Origin of the sequence: Saccharopolyspora rhizosphaerae (assembly GCF_003931915.1) — a bacterium.
GTDB lineage: Bacteria > Actinomycetota > Actinomycetes > Mycobacteriales > Pseudonocardiaceae > Saccharopolyspora > Saccharopolyspora rhizosphaerae.
In genome coordinates this window covers 70824-91186 of the sequence record NZ_RSAA01000007.1, presented here as the reverse complement: position 1 = coordinate 91186, position 20363 = coordinate 70824, and the positions used below count along the sequence as shown (strand labels likewise).

20 protein-coding genes are annotated in these 20363 nt (G+C 72.2%); 12 read left to right on the top strand and 8 right to left on the bottom strand.

Annotated features, from left to right (window positions below; translation table 11 throughout):
• The first annotated feature begins 6 nt into the window (after positions 1-6).
• The 8 genes from EIL87_RS07090 to EIL87_RS07055 all read left to right on the top strand — a co-directional run bounded on the left by EIL87_RS07090 (position 7) and on the right by EIL87_RS07055 (position 6323).
• A complete protein-coding gene (locus EIL87_RS07090; RefSeq protein WP_125089379.1) occupies positions 7-294 on the top strand; it encodes a ferredoxin family protein in 288 nt (95 codons plus the stop codon).
• A gap of 4 nt (positions 295-298) precedes the next feature.
• The gene (locus tag EIL87_RS07085) at positions 299-1126 is read left to right on the top strand and encodes a mycofactocin-associated electron transfer flavoprotein beta subunit (protein ID WP_125089378.1); all 828 of its coding nucleotides are present in this window, start codon (positions 299-301) and stop codon (positions 1124-1126) included.
• Positions 1123-1905 carry a mycofactocin-coupled SDR family oxidoreductase gene (locus tag EIL87_RS07080; RefSeq protein ID WP_125089377.1) on the top strand — a complete coding sequence of 261 codons (783 nt, stop codon included), beginning with the start codon at positions 1123-1125 and terminating at the stop codon, positions 1903-1905. The genes EIL87_RS07085 and EIL87_RS07080 overlap by 4 nt, the downstream gene beginning before the upstream one ends.
• Positions 1902-3245 carry a mycofactocin biosynthesis glycosyltransferase MftF gene (mftF, locus tag EIL87_RS07075; protein ID WP_125089376.1) on the top strand — a complete coding sequence of 448 codons (1344 nt, stop codon included), beginning with the start codon at positions 1902-1904 and terminating at the stop codon, positions 3243-3245. Before EIL87_RS07080 ends, mftF begins: the two co-directional genes overlap by 4 nt.
• Positions 3242-3901 (top strand): mycofactocin biosynthesis peptidyl-dipeptidase MftE, encoded by a 660-nt coding sequence (gene mftE / locus EIL87_RS07070; RefSeq protein WP_125089375.1) that lies wholly within the window; start codon positions 3242-3244, stop codon positions 3899-3901. The genes mftF and mftE overlap by 4 nt, the downstream gene beginning before the upstream one ends.
• A gap of 75 nt (positions 3902-3976) precedes the next feature.
• Positions 3977-4492, top strand: a complete 516-nt coding sequence (locus EIL87_RS07065; RefSeq protein ID WP_125089374.1) for a dimethylamine monooxygenase subunit DmmA family protein — start codon at positions 3977-3979, stop codon at positions 4490-4492.
• Positions 4489-5439 (top strand): heme-dependent oxidative N-demethylase family protein, encoded by a 951-nt coding sequence (locus EIL87_RS07060; RefSeq protein ID WP_125089373.1) that lies wholly within the window; start codon positions 4489-4491, stop codon positions 5437-5439. The genes EIL87_RS07065 and EIL87_RS07060 overlap by 4 nt, the downstream gene beginning before the upstream one ends.
• Complete coding sequence (locus tag EIL87_RS07055) at positions 5436-6323, top strand: PDR/VanB family oxidoreductase (protein ID WP_125089372.1); 888 nt, start codon at positions 5436-5438, stop codon at positions 6321-6323. The genes EIL87_RS07060 and EIL87_RS07055 overlap by 4 nt, the downstream gene beginning before the upstream one ends.
• A 278-nt stretch (positions 6324-6601) precedes the next feature.
• On the opposite strand, the gene EIL87_RS07050 is transcribed toward EIL87_RS07055, so the two are convergent.
• Complete coding sequence (locus tag EIL87_RS07050; protein ID WP_325049416.1) at positions 6602-8938, bottom strand: heavy metal translocating P-type ATPase; 2337 nt, start codon at positions 8936-8938, stop codon at positions 6602-6604.
• An 88-nt stretch (positions 8939-9026) separates the two neighbouring features.
• On the opposite strand from EIL87_RS07050, the gene EIL87_RS07045 reads away from it, so the two are divergent.
• On the top strand, positions 9027-9380 hold the full coding sequence (locus tag EIL87_RS07045) for an ArsR/SmtB family transcription factor (protein ID WP_125089370.1): 354 nt from the start codon (positions 9027-9029) through the stop codon (positions 9378-9380).
• On the opposite strand, the gene EIL87_RS07040 is transcribed toward EIL87_RS07045, so the two are convergent.
• A complete protein-coding gene (locus EIL87_RS07040; protein ID WP_125089369.1) occupies positions 9373-9969 on the bottom strand; it encodes a hypothetical protein in 597 nt (198 codons plus the stop codon). The genes EIL87_RS07045 and EIL87_RS07040 overlap by 8 nt on opposite strands.
• Positions 9970-10047: 78 nt before the next feature.
• Positions 10048-10794 (bottom strand): class I SAM-dependent DNA methyltransferase, encoded by a 747-nt coding sequence (locus EIL87_RS07035; protein WP_125089368.1) that lies wholly within the window; start codon positions 10792-10794, stop codon positions 10048-10050.
• Positions 10795-10934: 140 nt separating this feature from the next.
• Here EIL87_RS07035 and EIL87_RS07030 point away from each other — a divergent pair, with 140 nt between their 5' ends.
• Together EIL87_RS07030 and EIL87_RS27370 are read left to right on the top strand one after the other, a co-directional pair.
• Entirely contained in the window at positions 10935-13085 is a 2151-nt protein-coding gene (locus EIL87_RS07030; protein ID WP_199740294.1) for a glycoside hydrolase family 2 TIM barrel-domain containing protein, read from the top strand.
• Between the two features lie 8 nt (positions 13086-13093).
• Positions 13094-13882 (top strand): discoidin domain-containing protein, encoded by a 789-nt coding sequence (locus EIL87_RS27370; protein WP_233576119.1) that lies wholly within the window; start codon positions 13094-13096, stop codon positions 13880-13882.
• 640 nt (positions 13883-14522) lie between these two features.
• Here EIL87_RS27370 and EIL87_RS07025 read toward each other — a convergent pair.
• Positions 14523-14861 (bottom strand): hypothetical protein, encoded by a 339-nt coding sequence (locus tag EIL87_RS07025; protein ID WP_125089367.1) that lies wholly within the window; start codon positions 14859-14861, stop codon positions 14523-14525.
• 677 nt (positions 14862-15538) lie between these two features.
• On the opposite strand from EIL87_RS07025, the gene EIL87_RS07020 reads away from it, so the two are divergent.
• Positions 15539-15895 carry a BlaI/MecI/CopY family transcriptional regulator gene (locus tag EIL87_RS07020; RefSeq protein WP_125089366.1) on the top strand — a complete coding sequence of 119 codons (357 nt, stop codon included), beginning with the start codon at positions 15539-15541 and terminating at the stop codon, positions 15893-15895.
• 78 nt (positions 15896-15973) lie between these two features.
• Here EIL87_RS07020 and EIL87_RS07015 read toward each other — a convergent pair whose 3' ends face one another.
• From EIL87_RS07015 to EIL87_RS07000, 4 genes are read right to left on the bottom strand one after another with little or no spacing between them, the layout of a single operon-like run.
• Positions 15974-17134 (bottom strand): lactate 2-monooxygenase, encoded by a 1161-nt coding sequence (locus EIL87_RS07015; RefSeq protein ID WP_125089365.1) that lies wholly within the window; start codon positions 17132-17134, stop codon positions 15974-15976.
• A 33-nt stretch (positions 17135-17167) separates the two neighbouring features.
• Positions 17168-18322, bottom strand: coding sequence for a sulfotransferase family protein (locus tag EIL87_RS07010; RefSeq protein ID WP_125089364.1), 1155 nt, complete (start codon positions 18320-18322; stop codon positions 17168-17170).
• A 10-nt stretch (positions 18323-18332) separates the two neighbouring features.
• Positions 18333-19115, bottom strand: a complete 783-nt coding sequence (locus EIL87_RS07005; protein WP_125089747.1) for an SDR family oxidoreductase — start codon at positions 19113-19115, stop codon at positions 18333-18335.
• Positions 19116-19123: 8 nt separating this feature from the next.
• Positions 19124-20287, bottom strand: a complete 1164-nt coding sequence (locus tag EIL87_RS07000) for a hypothetical protein (protein ID WP_125089363.1) — start codon at positions 20285-20287, stop codon at positions 19124-19126.
• Positions 20288-20363: the final 76 nt, after the last annotated feature.

Sequence of the window (20363 nt, the reverse complement as noted above, 5' to 3'; positions counted from 1 at the left end):
GCGATCATGTACCGGGGCATCTCGTTCGAGGACCGCATGGGCACCGTCGACTTCGACGTCGGCGAGCGCGCGCACATCACCGTCGACACCGAGGTCTGCCGCTCCTGCACCACCCAGGCCTGCGTGTCGGCCTGCCCCGCGAAGCTGTTCGTGCCCACCGGCGACGGCGGCATCCTGTTCAACTACGAGCAGTGCTTCGAGTGCGGCACCTGCTACCAGATCTGCAACAACGTGGGCGCCATCAGCTGGACCTACCCCGACGGCGGTCACGGCGTCGTGTTCCGGAAGGGGTGAGGACGTGCGCGTCGCAGTGGCTGTGAGCCGGTCCTGGCAGCGGGTCGAGGTGGACCCGCTCACCGGCGCGCTGGGAAGCGGGCACCGGGGCGAGACCCCCGCCGAGCACGCGGCGTTGGAGCACGCGCTCCGGCTGGCCGAGCGCACCGGCGGTCAGGTGCACGCCATCACCGCAGGCCCGGCCGACGCGGAGGGGGGAGTGCGGGACGCGCTCGCAGCCGGAGCCCACCGGGCGACCCGCATCGACCTCGACACGCCGTGCGAACCCCACGCGGTGGCGCACGGCGGATCCGCCGCCGACGCCCTGGCCGCCGCTGCCGCCGACGCGGACCTGGTGCTGTGCGGCGACCGGTCCGCCGACGGCGGGACGGGAGCCACCCCCGCGTTCCTCGCCGCCCACCTCGGTGCCGCCCAAGCGCTCGGCGTGCTCCACCTCGAACTCGACGGCGATCGGCTGCTGGCCCACCGCCGCCTCGACCGGGGCGCCCGCGAGGTCCTGCGGCTGCCCAGCCCCGCCGTGGTCTCCGTGGAAGGCGGCCTGCGGTTGCGCCGCGCCTCGCTCCCGGCGGTGCTCGCCGCGCAGGACGCCGAGATCGACGTGGTGCCGTGGACGCCCGCGCCTCCCCGGGGCGACGTCGTCAGCACCCGCGCCCGGCGTCCGCGACCGCGCGCATGCCCGCCCCCCAGCGGGCACAGCGCGCACCAGCGGGTGCTGGAGCTGACCGGAGCGCTGGTCGACCGCACCCCGCCGACCGTCGTCGGTCCGCTCGACGCCGCCGAAGCGGCCGACGAGCTGCTGTCCTACCTGGAACGGCACGGGTACCGCCCATGAGCCGCGTCGCGATCGTCACCGGAGCCGCCCGCGGCGTGGGCGCCGCCGTGGTGCGGCGGCTCGCGAGCGAAGGCTGGAACGTCGTCGCCCTCGACGTCTGCGCCGACCTGCCCGGCGTGCCGTACCCGCTCGGCACCCGCGAGCAGCTGCGGGAGCTCGCCGAACAGCACCCCGGCGCGGTGCGCGAGGTCGTCGCCGACGTCCGCGACGCGGCCGCGCTCGCCGAGGCTGTCCGGGTCGCCGAGGACGAGTTCGGCGGGCTCGACGCCGCGGTCGGCGCGGCCGCGGTCATGGCCGGGGGAACGCCGCTGTGGGAGACCCCGGAGGCCGAGCTCGACCTGCTCCTCGACATCGACGTCCGCGGCGTGGCCCACCTGGCCCGCGCCGCCGTTCCGGCGATGCTGCGCCGCCCGGAACCACGCTCGGGCCGCTTCGTCGCGCTGGCCTCAGCCGCCGCGCACCGGGGGCTCTACCACCTCGCCGGCTACAACGCGGCCAAGCACGCGGTCGTCGGGCTGGTCCGGGGACTGGCCACCGACCTGCGCGGGACCGGGATCAACGCCACCGCCGTGTCGCCGGGCTCGACCCGCACCGACATGCTCACCGCCACCGCCGGCTACTACGACCTCGACGACGTCGAGGAGTTCGCGACCCACCAGGTCGTCGAACGCCTGCTGGAGCCGGAGGAGGTCGCCGCCGCCGTGTGCTGGCTGTGCGACGAGCGCGCCTCCGCCATCACCGGCACCGTCGTGCACGCGGACGGAGGCTTCACGGCATGAAGCTGGTGGCCGACCCGAGCCTGCAGCGCTGGGACGAGGGGCGGACCGTCGCGGGCGGCTCGCCGTACCGGATCATGCGGCTCACGCCGCGCGGAGCCGAACTCCTCGACGGCTGGCTCGCGGGTGAGCCGGTGACCACCGGGAGTTCGCTGGCGCACCGGCTGGTGCGGGTCGGGATGGTGCACCCGGAGCACGAGTCGGCGAGCCTGCGCCCCGGGGACGTCACCGTCGTCATCCCCGTGCACGGCGCACTGCCCGACGAGCTGCTCGCCGCGGTCGAGGGGCTGGCGGTGGTCGTGGTCGACGACGGCTCGCCGACACCGGTGCCCGGCGCCGCCGTCCGGCACGACACCCCGCGCGGCCCGGCGGCGGCCCGCAACGCCGGCTGGCGGCTCGCCGACACCTCGGTGGTGGCCTTCCTCGACGCCGACACCGTCCCCGCGCCCGGCTGGCTGGACACCCTCCTGCGGCACTTCACCACTCCCGAGGTCGCCGCCGTCGCGCCGAGAGTCCGCAGCAGGCAGGGGGTTTCGGCGCTGGAGCGCTTCGAGCGCACCTGCTCCCCGCTGGACCTGGGCTCCCAGGCGGGTCCGGTGGTGCCGGGCAGCCGCATCAGCTACGTGCCCACCGCCGCGCTGCTCATCCGCACCACCGTCCTCGCCGAACTCGGCGGGTTCGACGAGGACATGCGCTTCGGCGAGGACGTCGACCTCGTCTGGCGGCTCACCGCCCGCCACCAGGCCCGCTACGAACCCGCCGCGATCGTCGAACACGCCCCGCGCCCCAGCTGGCCGGCCCTGCTGCGGCAGCGCTACGGCTACGGCTGCTCGGCCGGACCGCTGGGCAGCCGCCACGGCGAGCACGTCGCCCCCGCGCGGATCTCGTCGTGGAGCGCGCTCACCTGGCTGCTCATCGCCCTCGGCCGACCCCGGCTCGCGCTGGCCGTCACCGGTGCCGCGGCGGTGCTGCTCACCCGCAAGCTCGGTGCGCTCGGCATCCCCGCCCGCGAGTCGATCACCCTCGCCGTTCGCGGGAACCTCGGCGCCGCACGGCTCCTCGCCGACTGCGCCGGACGCGCCTGGGCCCCGCTGGCGATCCCACCGCTGCTGCTGAGCAAGCGCGGTCGCGTCGTGCTCGCGCTCGTCGCCGCCCGGCACCTCACCGAACCCCGCGAGCTCGACCCGCTCCGGCACACCCTCGCCCGCGTCGCCGAGGACGCCGCCTACGGGTGCGGCGTGTTGCGCGGGGTGCTGCGCGAACGCAGCACCACCGCGCTGCGGCCGGTGCTCACCGACCGGGGAGGGCGCAGCAGCGTCCCGGTCACCGGAGGACCGGCGTGAACCTCGGCGAGACGAGCTGGCCAGAACTCGGCGAACCCCGGCTGCTCGCGGTCCCGGTGGGCGCCACCGAGCAGCACGGCCCGCACCTGCCGTGCACTGTGGACACCGACATCGCCGTCGCCCTGTGCGACCGCCTCGCCGAGCAGCGGACCCTGGTGGTCGCACCCGCCGTCGCCTACGGCTCCAGCGGCGAGCACGCCGCGTTCCCGGGCACCGTCTCCATCGGGCAGGCGGCGACCGAACTGCTGCTCACCGAACTCGGCCGCTCCGCCGACGCCTTCGCCGGGGTCGTGCTCGTCTCCTGCCACGGGGGCAACGCGGTGCCCGTGCGCAACGCCGTCCGCACACTGCGGTCCGAAGGGCGCCGGGTGTTGGCGTGGTCTCCCACGGGCCCTCCCGACGACAGCCACGCCGGGCGCACCGAGACCTCGGTGATGCTGGCCCTGCGCCCGCACACCGTCCACCTCGAGCGGGCCGAGGCCGGCACCACAGACCCGCTGCCGCAGCTCATCGGCCGCCTGCACGCCGGAGGAACGGCCGCCGTCGCGGCCAACGGCGTGCTCGGCGACCCCCGGGGAGCCACCGGAGCCGAGGGCCGCCGCATCCTCGACGCCTGGACCCGCAGCCTCGTCGACGCTGTCGACGCCTGGGCGTGACCCCCGGCCGGCCTGCGCCGTGACCTGGGTGAGCGCGGTTGACACGCCGTGCCCGGGCTCTGTGTACTCGTGCCGATGGACGAGCGGATGGCGGTGGGGGCGCGGACCAGCCTGCCCGAGTGGCCGGAGTCCGTGGTCGTGGACCCCTGCGGCACGCGGTTCGCGATCATCGGGATCGGCGAGGCCGCCGCGGTGATCACCCGAGGCTGGGCGGAGGCGCTCGAACGGCCTGCGCGGCTCGTCCACGCCGCTCGGGCCGAGGAGGCCTTCGACGCGCTGGACGCGGAGTTGCGGGACGCCCGGGTCGGGTGGCGGTTGATGCTGGCCGGCCCGGAGGCCGACGTGCTCGCGCTGCGCGCGCGGGCGATCTCCGCCGGGGCCGTGGACGAGGAGGTCCGCTGCCAGGTCACCTCGCGGGACCGGCTGGTCGTGCACTGCGCGCACTGCGCCGCCCACACCGCAGCGGCGGTGTCACCGGGCGAGCGCACGACCTGCTCGGGGTGCGGCCAGACGCTGCACGTCTGCTCGCACGTGTCCCGGCACCGCGGGGCCTACTTGGGGTTCCGAGCCGACGCGGAGGCCGTGCGGTGACCCTGCCCGAGCGGGTCCAGCGGTTCCCCTGGCCGCTGGAAGGCGACCGCTACCGCTACAGCGTCAACGTCGAACCGGCGCCGCGCGCGCACCGGACAGCTGCCGGCGAGTGGGGCGGCACCGTCCTGGACTTCCCCTCCTCCTACGAGGACGAGATCGCCGAGCGTGCGGCGATCCTCACCCGCGACCCCGGCAGGCACGTCGAGCTCGAGCACATGCGGACAGCGGCCTGGGACGCGCTGCTGCACCTGCTCACCGAGGCCTCCGACACCGACCCGGCGATGACGCTGAGCCGCTGCGGCGATCGCGGATTCCACTGGCACAACGCCAGGCTCGGCGTCTCCCGCCGGTTCCGGTTCGGCGACGAGGACTCGCTGGGCGAGCCGCCGCTGCGGTTCGCCGCCTCGCAGGTGCAGGACGACGTCGTGCTGCTCGACGAGCGCGACGGCCGCCTGTTCGCCGACGCCGGGGTGGTCACCTTCGCCTCGAACTGGTCGATCCGGTTCGTGCTGGGGATGTCGTTCGCTGAGCTGCACGGCCCGGTCCCGCGCGACTTCGCCGACGGCGCCATCCCCCGGGCCGAGGAGTTCCTGCTGGGCCTGCAACCCGGGGACTGCTACCGGCGGCTGAACTGGAGCTCCACCGCCGGTCACCGGCTGGACGCCTCGCTGGAGTCCTACGACGAGTGGGGAGTCGAGCGCGCCCGGCTCGACGACCTCGGCGACCTGCACCTGCGGGTCGAGGTGCAGCACTTGGTCCGGCTTCCGCTGTCGGGATCGATCATGTTCCTCATCCGCACCTACCTGCTGCCGATGCGGGAGGTGGCGCTGGTCCCGGCGTGGCGGGAGCAGTTCGCCACCGTGCTGGCCGAACTGCCCGACGAGATGGCGGACTACAAGGGGTACGGCGAGGTCAGGCCCGCCCTGCTCGGGTGGCTGCGGCGATGACCCGGCTCACCGTCGCCGCCACGCGCCTCATCGCCGCCGACGTCCGGCAGCTCCGGCTGGTCGGCGAGCTGCGCTCGTACACGCCCGGCAGCCACCTCGACGTGCGCTGCGGCACCGACGAACGAGGTCGGCCACGGTGGAACTCCTACTCGCTGACCGGCGACGGGTTCCAACCGGAGCACTACGAGATCTCGGTGCGCCTCGGCTTCGGCGGTTCCCGCTGGGTGCACGAGCTGCGGCCCGGTGATGTCGTCGACACCGCGGGCCCGAGAAGTGGTTTCGCGCCCGTGCACACGGCGCGGCACCACCTGCTCGTCGCCGCCGGCATCGGCATCACCCCGATCCTCTCGCACGTCCGAGCAGCCGCGGCGTGGCAGCGCTCGGCCGAGGTGCACCACGTCTCCCGCAACGGCGCCCACGCCGAAGACCTCCCCGGCGCGCGCATCACCGGCTCGCGCGCGGAGTTCTGGCGCGGGCTCGACCTGACCGACCAACCGCTGGGAACCCACCTCTACGTGTGCGGACCGAAGCCGTTCATGGAGGAGGTCACCGCCCGGGCCCGCGAGGTGGGGTGGCCGCGGGCCCGCGTCCACACCGAGCACTTCGGAACCGCACCCACCAGCGGCGAGCCCTTCACCGCGCGCCTGCTCCGCACGGGCAGGACCGTCGAGGTCGCGAGCGGTGAAACCCTCCTGGACGCCTTGGAAACCGCCGGTGCCGAGGTGCCGAGCCGGTGCCGCAAGGGCGTCTGCGGCGAGTGCGTCACCCCCGTCCTCGCCGGTGAGCCCCAGCACCACGACCTCTACCTCCCCGACGACCAGCGCCCCACCCGCATCACCCCGTGCGTCTCTCGAGCCCGTGGCGTCGTGGAACTCGACCTCTGACCCCGATCCGGTGTTGCCGCGTCTCGCGGTGCAGGTGGCAGAACCCCCGCGGAAGGGGAGCACAGCCGCTCCGCGCACTCCGCGCGTCCCTCCCGATCAACACCGGTACGCGGCCTCACGGCCTACTCGCCCCGAAGCCGCTGAAGACCTGCGGCGGTCTCCGAGGTGGCTCCTCCCTTCGAGGTTCGCGCGAGGTTCGAACGGAAACGGTCCAGCAGCAGCACGCCGCGAGAAGGGCGCGGCGTTCTCACCCCGACACGCCAGGGCGCTCCTTGATCTCAGGCGTGTCCGGGCTGCGCAGCGCGCACGTGCACGGGCTCGGCGAAAACCGCAGGTGCACGGGAGGTGCACGGTTGTCGAAACGCGCAGGCACAGCTTGTCGGAACTCGCGTGTGCACGGCTTGTCCGAACTCGCGCGGAACGTGACGGATCCTCGAACCGGTCGGTGATGTAGCGCTGGGAGAGCCCGGCGGCGGCCCGCCCGTCCCTGACGCGTGACGGGCTTCGCCGCCCGCTGGCGGAACGTGACGGTGCTTCGCCGCGACGCGACGAGGGAGGCCTCGCCCGACGCGCGGGCGTGTCGTGAGCTCCCGCGTGTTCGGCCTGGTCACAGGGTTTGCTGTTCGAACTTCTCGCGAAGTTCGACGGCGGAAGTTCCACGTCGCACCTCGCGCGAAGTTCGAACGGCGCTGCGCGGTCAGGGGGAGCTGCGCGGTCAGGGGTGGTGGGGGGGTGGGGAAGGCCCTCCGGCGGAGGAGGCGCAGGCCGTTGAGGGCGACGAGCACCGTGGAGCCTTCGTGGCCGGCGACGCCCAGCGGGAGCGGGAGGTGGCCGACGAGGTCCCAGGTGACCAGGACCGCGATGAACGCGCCCGCGATGACGAGGTTGGCGGTGACGACGCGGCGAGCCCGGCGGGAGAACTCGATGACGGCCGGGATGGTGTTGAGGTCCTCGCGGACGATCACCGCGTCCGCGGTCTGCAAGGTGAGGTCGGAGGCCGCCCCGCCCACGGCGATCCCGGCGTGCGACCCGGCCATGGCCGGCGCGTCGTTGATGCCGTCCCCGACGAACGCGACCCGGTGGCCCGCCGACCCCATCCGCTGGATCTCGTCGAGCTTGTCGTCCGGCAACAACCCGGCCCGGACGTCGGTGATGCCGACGCGCTCGGCGATCTCGCCGGCACCGGCAGCGGTGTCACCGGTGAGCAGGACGGGCTCGGTGGTCAGCGCCCGGGTCGCGGCCACGGCGTCGGCCGCTTCGGGGCGCGGCTGGTCGGCGATCGCCAGCAGCCCGACCGGGTCGCCGTCGCGGCGGACCAGCACCGGCGTGCGACCCGGCTGGACCTCGACATCGGCGGGGGCGGCACCGATCTCGACGCGGTGACCGGCCACCCGGGCCGTGACGCCGCGCCCCGGCAGGGCGGCGAAGTCGTCCGCGGGCGGCAGCCTCAGCTGCTCGCGCTGGGCCGCGCGAACCACGGCGGCCGCCAACGGGTGCTCGCTGGGGCGTTCTGCCGCGGCGGCCAGCCGCAGCAGCTCCTCGCGCGTCAGCTCGGCGTCGAGCACCCGGACCTCGGTGACCTCGGGCGTTCCGCGGGTCAGCGTGCCGGTCTTGTCGAAGGCCACCTTCGTGGTCGTGCCCAGGCGTTCCATCACCACGGCGGACTTGACCAGCACACCCTGCCGGCCCGCGTTGGCGATGGCGGCCAGCAGCGGCGGCATCGTCGCCAGCACCACCGCGCACGGCGAGGCCACGATCATGAAGGTCATCGCCCGCAGCAGCGATTCCCGCAGGTCCGAGCCGAACAGCAGCGGGACCGCGAACAGCGCCACGGTCGCGGCGACCATGCCCACCGAGTACCGCTGCTCCACCCGCTCGATGAACAGCTGGGTGCGCGCCTTGGTCCGCCCGGCCTGCTCGACCAGCGCGGCGATGCGCGCGACCACCGAGTCCTCGGCGCGTCGCCCGACCCGCACGCGCAGCGACCCGGTGCCGTTGAGGGTGCCCGCGAACACCTCGGAGCCCGCCGCGACGTCGACGGGCAGCGGTTCGCCGGTGATGGTCGCTTGGTCGACGTCGCTGCTGCCGGCCAGCACCGTCCCGTCGGCCGGGATGCGCTCACCGGGACGGATGAGCACCTCGTCGGCGATCTCCAGCTCGGTGGCGGGGCGCACCTGCTCGACGCCGCTCGCGGTGACGAGCGTGGCGGTGTCGGGGGCGAGGTCCAGCAGACCGCGCACCGACTCCTCGGTGCGCGCGGTGGCCAGCGCCTCCAGCGCGCCCGAGGTCGCGAAGATCACGATGAGAAGCGCGCCGTCGGTGATCTCGCCGAGGGAGGCCGCGCCGAGGGCTGCCAGCACCATCAGCAGGTCCACGTCGAGCGTCTTCTCGCGCAGCGCCTGCACACCGGCGACCGCCGGTTCCCAGCCGCCGGTGGCGTAGCAGGCGAGGTACAGCCCCCACCAGGACCACTCCGGGGCGCCGGCGAGCTGCAGGGCGAGTCCTGCCACGAACAGGCCGAGCGCCGCGGCGGCCCACCGCACCTCCGGCAACCCGAACAGCCGCGTCCGAGCGGGCGGTGCGGTGCGTGGGGGAGTGGTGGTGGACGTGACCACGGGTGGAACCTCCGCAGGGCTGAACGGGACCTGCACAGCAGAACAGATGAACACCTTTTCATGCAAATGCGGGTCTAGACTGCTGCGCATGGGACATGGAGCGGACCGGGAGGCGGCCCAGCTCGACGCGGAGTCGGCTGCGCACGTGGCGAACACGCTGCAGGCGCTGGCCACCCCGAGCCGGTTGCTCATCCTCACCGAGCTGCGGCGAGGTCCGCGCCCGGTCACCGAGCTCGCCGAGGCCGTCGGCATGGAGCAGTCCGCGGTGTCCCACCAGCTCCGGCTGCTGCGCCACCTCGGCCTCGTCGTCGGCGCTCGCTCGGGACGCAGCATCGTCTACAGCCTCTACGACAACCACGTCGCGCAACTGCTGGACGAGGCCGTCTACCACAGCGAGCACTTGCGGCTCGGCCTCGTCGACCGGTCCGGCACCGTCAGCTGACGCGCAGCCCCAGCGAGGCCAGTCGCAGCTCTGCCAGCTGCGCGATGACCTCCGCATCGCCGGCGCGCCAGGCGGCGGCCGGTTCGGTGCCGATCCGCGCGAGCCGCCGCGGCGGGAGTTCGGCGAGCGCGCGCAGCGCGAGCAGGTCCGGCCCCTGGGCGCGCATCGCCACGGCTTGCCCGGCCGCGCGTGCGTAGCGGATCCGCCGCGGTAACCACACCGCGAGCACCGGGACCAGCGCGAGCGCGACGATGACGACCGCGGCGCTCGTGGCCGCGAGGTCCACCGCTTCGAGCACCCGCGCACCCGCGTCGACCAGCACGTCCCCGGACGAGCCGCCGCGCTGCAGCGCACCGGCCAGGTCGTCACCGACGAACGGGACACCGGAGGCGGTGCTCGCGGCGTCGGCGAAGGTGCTCCGGAGCCCGCCACCCGCTTCGACCATCCGGTGCCCGGGAGCTCCCAGCTCCAGCACCGCGGACCGGGCCTGACCGGCGAGCCAGGCGAACGCGGCCAGCCACGTGATCGCGGCGAGGTCGGACAACAGCTGCACCGCCATGCGGCCAGGTCGTTCGGCGTAGAAGCGCATGCGCGCTTCCTACCAGAGCCGCACCGGACCGTCGATCGTCCGATGTGGACTGATCAGCGTCCGGTGCAGCAGCGGGTTTCAGGTGACCGGCTTGCGCCAGACGGAGACGTGCCGGGTGCTGGTCGCGGTGAAGGGGCTGCGGTCCCAGTCCGCCCAGCGCTCCACCCGCAGCATCCCGGCCAGCCGGGCCATCAGGTCCAGCTCGGCGGGCCAGGCGTAGCGGAACGGGACCGCGTTGCGGTGCCACCGCCCGTCGCGAACCCAGAAGTGGTGCGAGACCAAGCCCTGGTCCACCAGCTCGTACTCGTCGATCCCGATGTGGTCCTCCTGCACGTCGAACAGCACGTGGGCCTCCCCGATCGGGAGCTTCTGCAGGGCCGGCACCCCGACCTCGATCACGAAGTGGCCACCGGGAGCGAGGTGGCGTGCGGCGTTGCGGAAGCACTCCACCTGCTCGTCCTGCGTGGTGAGGTTGTTGATGGTGTTGAACACCAGGTACACCAGCGAGAACTCCCCGGGGACCCGCGTGGTGGCGAAATCCCCCGTGGTGACGCCGATCCGCTCGCTGCCCGGCTTGGCGCGCAGTCGCGCCAGCATCGCCTCCGACAGGTCGATGCCGTGCACCGGCACGCCGCGTTCGCTCAGCGGCAGGGCCACCCGTCCGGTGCCGATGCCGAGCTCCAACGCGGCACCGGCACCGGCGAGCTCGGCGAGGAACTCCACCGCGGGCCCGAGAACCGCGGGGGAGAACATGTCGGTCGAGTCGGAGTCGTACTCCGCGGCGACGCTCTCGCCGAAGTGGTCCACAACCACGTGCAAGACCATGGCACCGGACCACGCGAGTGCGCCACTGAATTTCCGGACGAGAGCACCCGATCGGCAGCGTTGACATCGTTGCGACGAGCGCGAAACATCCTGTTCGTTCTTGTGGGCATCGGTGTGGGATTGGCCTGGGAGGGTGTTCGATGTCGTTCAGTTTCCCGCTCACCCGACGACACGCGATCGCGCTGGCGGGGTTGTTGGCCGGTGCACCCCTGGTGCTCGCGCGTGGCCCCCGCGCGCACGCCGCACCCGGTGCGCAGCGCAGCGTCGACTTCGGCGGTGGTTGGTCGTTCTCGCTGGTCAACACCACCGGTGAGGACGCTCCGGCGCCCGCTCCGGACGACCCGTCCTGGCGTCCCGTGGAGCTGCCGCACGACTGGAGCATCGGCCTCGACCCGGTCGACGACGACTCCACCACCGCGGGAACCGGCTTCCTGCCCGGCGGGCTCGGCTGGTACCGCAAGACCTTCGCACTGCCCCCGGAGACCGCGGGCAAGACGATCTCGCTCGAGTTCGACGGCGTCTACATGGACTCCGAGGTCGTGTTCAACGGCACCCGGGTAGCTGCGCACCCGTACGGCTACACAGGTTTCGCGGTCGACCTCACCCCGCTGGCACGCACCGACGGCTCCGAGAACGAGCTCCTGGTCAAGGCGCGCAACCAGATCCCCAGCAGCCGCTGGTACTCCGGCAGCGGGATCTACCGCGACGTGCACCTGGTCGTCACCGACCCGGTGCACGTGGTGCGGCACGGCATCACCGTCACCACACCGGGTCTCGCCGAATCGCTGCCCGGCAGCGCAGCGGTGCACGTCGACGTCACGGCGGTCGCGGGATCCGGTGCGAGACGGGCGGAGTTGACCGTCGTGCTGCGCGACCCCGACGGGATCGAGGTCGCTCGAGCCGCCGCACCAGCGGAGCTCGCACCCGAACCGCGCACCGTCGGCTTCGACCTGCGGGTCGACGAACCGCGGTTGTGGTCGGTGGACTCACCGGAGCTGCACACCGCTGAGGTGTCGCTGTCGGTGGGCGGTGAGGTCCTGGACCGCGTCGGAACCCCGTTCGGCGTGCGGTGGTTCGCGTTCGACCCCGCGCGTGGCTTCTCGCTCAACGGTGAGCCGATGAAGCTCCGCGGCGTCAACCTGCACCACGACCTCGGCGCGCTCGGCGCCGCCACCCACCACGACGCGGTCGTCCGGCAGCTGCGCATCATGCGCAGCATGGGCGTCAACGCGGTGCGGACCTCGCACAACCCGCCGTCCCCGCAACTGCTGCGCGCGGCCGAGCGGGAGGGCGTGCTGCTCCAGGTCGAGGCGTTCGACTGCTGGCGCACCGGCAAGACGGACCAGGACTACCACCGGTTCTTCGACGAGCACAGCGACGCCGACCTGACCGAGATGGTCGAGGCGGCGAAGAACTGCCCGAGCGTGGTGATGTGGTCGATCGGCAACGAGATCCCCGACTCCACCACGCCGGTCGGTGTGCCGATCGCACGGCGGTTGGTGGACCGGGTCCGAGCGCTGGACCCGACGCGGCCGGTGGTCATCGGTTCCGACAAGCACCGCACGGTTCCGGAGGACGGCTCGCCGCAGGACCAGGTCCTGCGGATGCTGGACGGGGTCGGTCTCAACTACAACAACGCGTCCTCGGTCGACGAGCTGCACGCGAAGTACCCGCACGTGTTCTTCTTCGAGTCCGAGTCCTCGTCGGAGACCTCGACCCGCGGCGTCTACGACAGCCCGCACCAGCTCAACACCGGTGAGAACCACACCCCGGGCAAGCACCGGACCTCGTCCTACGACAACAACCTCTCGTCGTGGACCTACAGCGGTGAGTACGGGCTGAAGAAGGACCGGGACCGGGCGTTCTTCGCCGGCCAGTTCCTGTGGTCGGGCATCGACTACATCGGCGAGCCCACGCCCTACTCCGACGTCTTCCCGGTGAGGACCTCGTTCTTCGGCGCCGTCGACACCGCGGGGTTCGCCAAGGACCAGTACCACCTGTTCCGCAGCCAGTGGACCCGCGAGCCGATGGTCCACCTGGTCCCGATGAACTGGACCGACCACCGGCCGGGTGAGCCGGTGGTGGTGTGGACCTACTCCAACGTCGAGACCGTGGAGCTGCTGCTCAACGGACGGTCGTGGGGGAGAGGAGCTTCGACCGCAAGACCACCGCCGACGGCCGGGCGTACCTGGAGACGACCGAACCGACCGGTGACGACAAGACCGTCACCGACGGTCCCTTCCCCGGCAGCTACACCAGTCCCCACGGCAGCGCGGGTAAGCTGCACCTGACCTGGGAGGTGCCGTTCGAGCCGGGCGAGCTGGTGGCGGTGGCCAAGCGGGACGGCGTGGAGGTCGCCCGGGACGTGCTGCGCACGGCCGGGCAGGCCGCCGAGGTGCGGTTGAGCCGCGAGGAGATCGGAGCGCTGGCGTTCGTCACCGCCGAGGTCGTCGACTCGGCGGGCGTTCTGGTGCCGTCGGCCGAGCAGGAGCTGACCTTCACCGTCACCGGAGGGACGCTGCTCGGCACCGACAACGGCAAGCAGGACAGCGCCGAGAACTACCAGTCCGCGACGCGGAAAGCCTTCGCCGGCAAGGCCTTGGCGATCGTGCCCCGCGGAGCGGACGTGCAGGTCGCGATGGCGGCCCCGAAGCGTCCGAGCGCGACCACCGCGGACGCGAGCTACTCCGGTTCGGCGGAGACGCAGCCGGCCAACATGATCGACGGCGACCCCACGACGGCTTGGTCGAACCACTACGTCAAGGAGGCCACCGGCCTGCTGCCCGCCATCAGCGTCGCGCACGCCCGCGACTGGGTGTCGGTCAGCTGGCCGGAACCCCGCGCCGTCGAGGCGGTCGAGCTGACCTTCGTGGTCGACACCGCGCACGCGGTGCCCGCCTCGATCGAGGTGAGCACCTCGGACGGCACCCGCTACGCACCCGTCCGCAGCCAGCAAGGCGACCCGGCCCCCACCACCCGCATCACCTTCGACACCGTCACCACCAACAGCCTCCGCGTAGACCTGCGCAGCCTGGCCCCCGGCGAAACCAACGGCTTCCTGGGCGTCCACACCCTGAAAGCCGGCTGAAGGCGAGCCTTCCCACGGCGAAGCCCCCCATGCTCCAAGCGTGAGACTCAGCTCCGCCGCCGCGGGGTGGAGGCGGCTCGCGACGGCAACCACTGTTCCAGCTCTGGGAATCAACTGGCACCGCCGCAGAATCCAGGCGGCGAGCGGCCGCAGCCGCCTCTGCAGGTGTGGGACTCAACCGGCACCGCCGCAGGTTCTGAGCAGGGTCGTGGCGAGCACGTCGCACCGTCACCACCAACAGCCTCCGCGTTGACCTGCGCAGCCTGGCCTCCGGCGAAACCAACGGCTTCCTGGGCGTCCACACCCTGAAAGTCGGCTGAAGGCGAGCCTTCCCACGGCCGAAGCCCCCCATGCTCCAAGCGTGAGACTCACCTCCGCCGCCGCGGGGTGGAGGCGGCTTGCGACGGCAACCACTGTTCCAGCTCTGCGAATCAACTGGCACCGCCGCAGAATCCAGGCGGCGAGCGGCCGCAGCCGCCTCTGCAGGTGTGGGACTCAACCGGCACCGCCGCAGGTTCTGAGCAGGGTCGTGGCGAGCACGCCGCGGCGCCGCGGGTTCGAATGCTCAAGGAGTGGCGCACGGAGTCCCCGGAGCCGCTCAGGTCCTGCCACCCGCACCGCCACGGCGACCACCGAACACCTACGGTTCTGTGTGGCGGAGGGAGAGTCCGGTTCCCCAGCAATTGGGGCACAACCGCTGTGCGGTGGTGAACTCGGGCGGGGAGCTCTCCGACTCGCGCCGCACGTGCACGGCGGAGACATCGCCCTGGCCGCCGCAGTTGCCGCACTGCTCGCGCGGCAGCCGCTCGACCGGAGCGGCTCGCACGTGCTCGACGACCTCCTGTCGCAGTTCGCGCAGGCGCTCGGGCTCTTCCTCGGGGTCGATGTGCCTGCCGAGCAGGTCGGTCTCGGCCAGCGCGCCTTCGAAGGCCTGCAGCAGCTGCTCCACTTCGCCGCCGTGGTCGTCCTGCCCGGTCATCGCGGGCTCCGCCGGCGCGTCGCGTCGGTGCGTCGTTGCGGTGTGGGTGTCATGGGGCCATCCGAATTCTTCTGCGGTGTCGCGGATTCGCGGTAGTCCGGGACGGCGGGTCAGCATCGCAGGGCGCATCCATCAGAAGTAGGAGCGAATTCACACAGCGCGCCACGATTCGGGTGCGCACCCATCACGGCGCGATAACGCCGCGGTGGAGAAAGGTCGCGATCGTGCTTGTCGTTCCACCGTTCAGCCTGGTCGGAGCCTCGATTGGTCGGCGCGGCGATTTCCGCCGCGGCCACGTCCGCGCCGGGAACTGGAATACGCCGGCAGTGGGATCCGGTCGCTCTCGGATGAACTCCGAGCAGCGCTGAACGGATGGTTGAATTCCGGAAGGGGGGATGCTGGGCGGGACCCCTTGGGGGGAATGGGGGCCCGCCCAGCGTTCAGCGAGCACCGACGAGGGGGATGTCGGTTGCTCCGCGAAGTAGCGACATCGGGGGTGGGGGGCGCTGTCGCTACTAAGCGGCATAGTAGGTGCGGACCGCTCCGCCGGTCAACGGCGGTTGCGGGCGGTACCAGTCCTGTGTGGACTCCGCGCGCGACACGGATGTGAGCTGCATTCACAGAGGACGCGCGACGTGCGCATCCGGACGTACCATGTGGCCCGGGGAGGAGAGGTCATGCGTTGTCTGGGTGAGCTCGAGACCGCGGTGATGGAAGTCCTGTGGGCGGTGGGGGAGTCGGCGAAGGTCCGCGAGGTGCTGGACCGGCTCGACACCGGCCGGTCCCTCGCTTACACGACGGTGCTCACGGTGCTCGACAACCTGCACCGGAAGGGCTGGGTGCAGCGGGAGAGGGAGGGCCGGGCCTACCGGTACCGGCCGGTGCTGACCCGGGAGGAGGCCGCTGCCCAGATGTTGCACCACGTGCTCGACGTCTCGGGCACGCCGGAGGTGGTCCTGACGCACTTCGTCGGCACGGTCAGCGACGAGCACGCGGAGGTGCTGCGCATCGCGCTGCGCGAACGCGACGGATGATCGGGACCGCGACCCCGCGCAGTCCTGAGGAGGACTGCGCAGGAGCCGGTTTCCGCACTGCCCGTGGCCGGCGACCGGTCACCTCAAGCGGCGGAGCGCGTCTCGCGTGAGGTCGGAGAGGGTCGGGTAGCCGTCGACGGCCATGATCAGGTCGGCTTCGGCCAGGAGGCTGCGCACGACGTGGACCACACCGGCCGTTCCGCCCAGCGCGAGCCCGTAGGCGTACGGGCGGCCGATGCCGACCGCGGTGGCGCCGAGCGCGAGCGCCTTGATGACGTCGGCGCCGCTGCGCACACCCGAGTCGAACAGCACCGGCATGCCGTCGGCCGCCTCGACCACCTCCGGCAGCACCTCCAGCGCCGGGAGACCGCCGTCGGCCTGCCGGCCGCCGTGGGTCGAGCAGTAGATGCCGTCCACGCCGCCGTCCTTGGCCCGGCGGACGTCGTCGGGGTGGCACAGCCCCTTCACGATGAGCGGCAGATCGGTCAGCGACCGCAACCACGGCAAGTCGTTCCAGGTCAACGGGTTGCCGAAGGTGGAGACCCAGCGCAGCACCGCGGCCTGCGGGTCTTCCTCCGGGCTCGTGTCCAGGCCCGCGCGGAACACCGGGTCGGTGAAGTAGTTGCTCAGGCAGTGCCCCCGCAGCTGCGGGAAGTTCGAGGTGGCCAGGTCGCGCGGCCGCCAGCCGGGGATCCAGGTGTCGAGCGTGACGACGATGCCCTTGTAGCCGGCCTTCTCGGCCCGCCGCACCAGGCTCTCCGCCAGGTCCCGGTCCTTCGGCGTGTAGAGCTGGAAGAACCCCGGCGTGTCACCGAACTCGGCCGCCACGTCCTCCAACGGGTCCGACGACAGCGTCGAGGCCACCATCGGGACCCCGCTCTGCGCGGCGGCGCGCGCGGTGGCCAGGTCGCCGTGCCCGTCCTGCCCGCAGATGCCGAGCACCCCGATCGGTGCCATGAACACCGGTGACGGCAACGTCAGGCCGAACAGGTCCACCTCGAGATCGCGTTCGGTGGCGCCGACGAACATGCGCGGGACCACGCCCCAGCGGTCGAACGCGGTGACGTTCGCGCGCTGCGTGCGCTCCGACCCCGCACCGCCGTGCACGTAGGACCAGACCGACGGCGACATCGCCGCTTCCGCGCGTTCCTCCAGCTCCTCGAACTCCATCGGCAGGTCGGGGAGCACCCCGCTCAGCCCGTTGAGGTAGATCTCCAGCTGGTAGTCGCCGTACGCCATGCCTGCCCTCCGTGGGTCGAACCGGCCCGGAATCTAACCGACCGGAGCCCATCCGGAGAAGCGTTCGTCGACCTCTTCCGGCCGCAGCCCGAAGTCCGCGAGCGAGTACCGGTGCGCGGGCTTGGCGTGACCAGTCGTGCTCTCGGCGTGCAGGTCCCGCATCGACGCCGCCGCCTCGTCGCTCAGCGGCAGGGTGAAGTGCTGGTAGATCCGCTCCACCACGCCGATCGGGTCGGCGACGAAGTCCTCGTAGCGCACGTCGAAGAACCGGTCCGGGTCGTGCCGGGCGCGCGCGGCGGTGAACTCCTCCAGACCCCGCGACCACAGGTCCAGCTGGTCGCGGCCGATGACCTCGCCCTGGAAGGTCTCCGACCACCCCCGCGTGGCGTGCGCGGCCAGGCTGCACACCGAGGCGATCGCCGTGCGCGGATCCCGGTGCGTCTGGATCACCAGCGCGTCCGGGTAGGTCTCGAGCAGCGCGTCCAGCGCGAACAGGTGGCTCGGGTTCTTCAGCACCCAGCGCCGGTGGCGGTCGGGCAGGCCGATCAGCTGCAGGTTGCGCTTGTGCCGCGCGTAGGCCGAGGTCCAGTCCTGGCCGGCCAGCCAGCGCGAGTACGTCGGCAGGTGCGCGAGGCACTCGTAGGAGACCGAGCGCATGGACTGCCGCAGCAGCTGCCAGCACTCCTCCACCTGCTCAGCCGACATGTAGTGCACGCCCATGAACTCCGGGTGCTCCACGTGGTGCTGGGTGTAGCCCGCCTGGATGCCCTGGAAGACCGGGTCGTCCTCCCACGTCGCCCGTGGCGGCCGCGGCTGCGGGACCTCGGTCAGCCACAGCTCGAGCCCCTGGTGGCCGGGGTCGGCGGTGAGCAGCCGGTGCAGCGCCGTGGTGCCGGTGCGCGGCAGCCCGGTGACGAAGATCGGCCGCTCCACCGCCACCTCGGCGTGCTGCGGGTGCGCCTCCCAGGCGGCCTCGCTGAACAGGCGCGCGGTGAGCGCGCCGCGCAGGAACGCGCGCGTGACCTTGTTGCCCAGCGGTGTCAGGCCGGCGTCGCGCTCGTAGGACTCCAGCAGCACGCCGAGCCCTTCGACGTGGTCGTCGTCGCCGAAGTCGTCCAGGCCGACGAGACGGCTAGCCGAGGCGTGCAGGTCGTCGACGGTGCCGACGTCATCGCGCCCGGTGCTCATGAACCTCTCCTCAGTGGTGGAACTCGCCTGCGTTGACGTCGAGGCACTGCCCGGTGACGATCCGCGCGAGGTCGGAGATCAGGAACAGTGCGGCATCGGCGATCTCGTCCGGTTCGGGCAGTTTCCGCAGGTCCGTGCTGGCGGCGGTCTCCTCGTAGACCACGTCGCGGCTCACGCCGCGCTGCTCGGCGAGGTGGCCCAGGTACCACTTCAGCGAGTCGGCCCAGATGTAGCCCGGGGCGATGGAGTTCACCCGGACCCCCTGCGGCCCGAGTTCGCTCGCCAGGCTCTGCGCCAGCGACAGCAAGCTCGACTTGGCCATCTTGTAGGCGCCGTAGTTGCGGCGGGAGTGGCGCAGCACGGCGGAGTTCACCATGAGCACCGAGCCGCGGCTCTCGGCCAGGGCGGGCGCGAACAGCGTGGTCAGCCGCAGCGCGGCGATCGAGGTCGTCTCGAAACCCGCGCGGATCGCGTCCAGCTCGGTGTCGGCGAGGTCGGCCAGCGGCGGGATCGCGAACGCGTTGTTGATCAGGACGTCCACCCGGCCGAAGTGCTCCACCGACCGGTTCGCGAGCGCGGCGGCGTCGTCGGCGTCGGTGATGTCGGTGGGCACCACCAGGGCGCGGCGGCCCAGCGCGGTGACCTCCTCGGCGACCTGGTCGAGCCGCTTCCGGGTGCGCGAGGCCAGCACGACGTCGGCTCCGGCTTGCGCGCTGCGCACGGCCAGCGACCGGCCCAGACCGGGGCCGATCCCGGAGATGACGACGACCTTGTCGCGCAGCAGTCCGTCCAGCACCGGCCTCACCCCAGCATCCTGCCGTGCACGGCGGCCTGCCGTGCGGCGATCCGTGCCCGCCACTGCTGCTCGGTGGTGCGGGCGTGTTCGTGGTGCGGCAACCGCCGCGGCAGCTCGTCGAAGGGCACGACCTCGACCCGCGGGCCGTCCTCGGGACCGAGGTCGCGGGAGAGGCGTTGCCAGCGGATCTGCACGTAGCCGCGCTCGTGCCCGGTCAGCTCGATCCAGTTGGCCAGGCCCGGGTTCCGCTCGGCGAGCACGAGGCGGATCATCCCGTCCGGGTCGGTGCGCGCCTGCTCGGCGGTGAGGCTGGTCTGGTGGTTGATGTAGTCGGTGGAGATGTACCAGGGACTGCCGAGCTGGAAACCCTGGTACGGCGCTTCGGACTTGGGCACGGTGATGATCATCGCTTGGTCCTCGGCGAGCTCGAAGTGCCCGGCCGAGGAGAACTGCGTGGCCAGCCCGCCCGGGGTCGAACGCGGCTCGTTCATCGTGTTCACCGGCTGGTTGAGGTAGAACCACTCCGGGAACGCCAGGAACGTCCGCAGCCGGCTCAGCAGGATCTTGCCCGCCACCCCGTAGCGCTTGCTGAGCGCATCCCTGGTCCGCGGCGGGGGAGCGGTGCCGGTCGTGTCCGCGCGGCGGATCCGGATCGTGCCACGCTGTTCGGTGTCCCAGTCGCTGTAGACCTCGCGGACCACCAGCATCGCCGAACCCGGCGCCAGGGTGAAGTAGTTCGGACCGGCCTGTCCCGGGCCGAAGCGCACCTCGAAGTGGCCGTCGGCGTCGATGTCGATCCGCCGGTCGTCGAACGCGGCCAGGCTGTCCGGGACGTCCACCGGTGAATAATCACCGTTGAGCACCTGGAAGCTGAGGTCGGTCGTGGTCCCGCGCTTCCCGGTCACCACGTACTCCGCGTCGTCGCGGATGTAGGAGTGGAAGTACAGCGCGTCCGGGTTGTCCAGGCCCATCTTGGTGTGCGGACCCGTCGACTGGACGAAGTACGGGAAGTCGCGCTCGTAGGCCCAGGCGAGCATCAAGGAGGCCTGGATGCTGCCCGCCAAGTAGTCGTAACCCTCGACCAGGTCCTGCTCGCTCCGGACGTGCCCGGCCTCCCGGATCACCTTCTCCGCCTCCACGACGGCATCGGCGAACGGCTGCGTGAGCAAAACTCCTCCTTCGTGGAACGCGTTCTAAGACACGCGGCGGCAGCCGCTGTGCCCGGTGTGGGACCCCACCAGCACC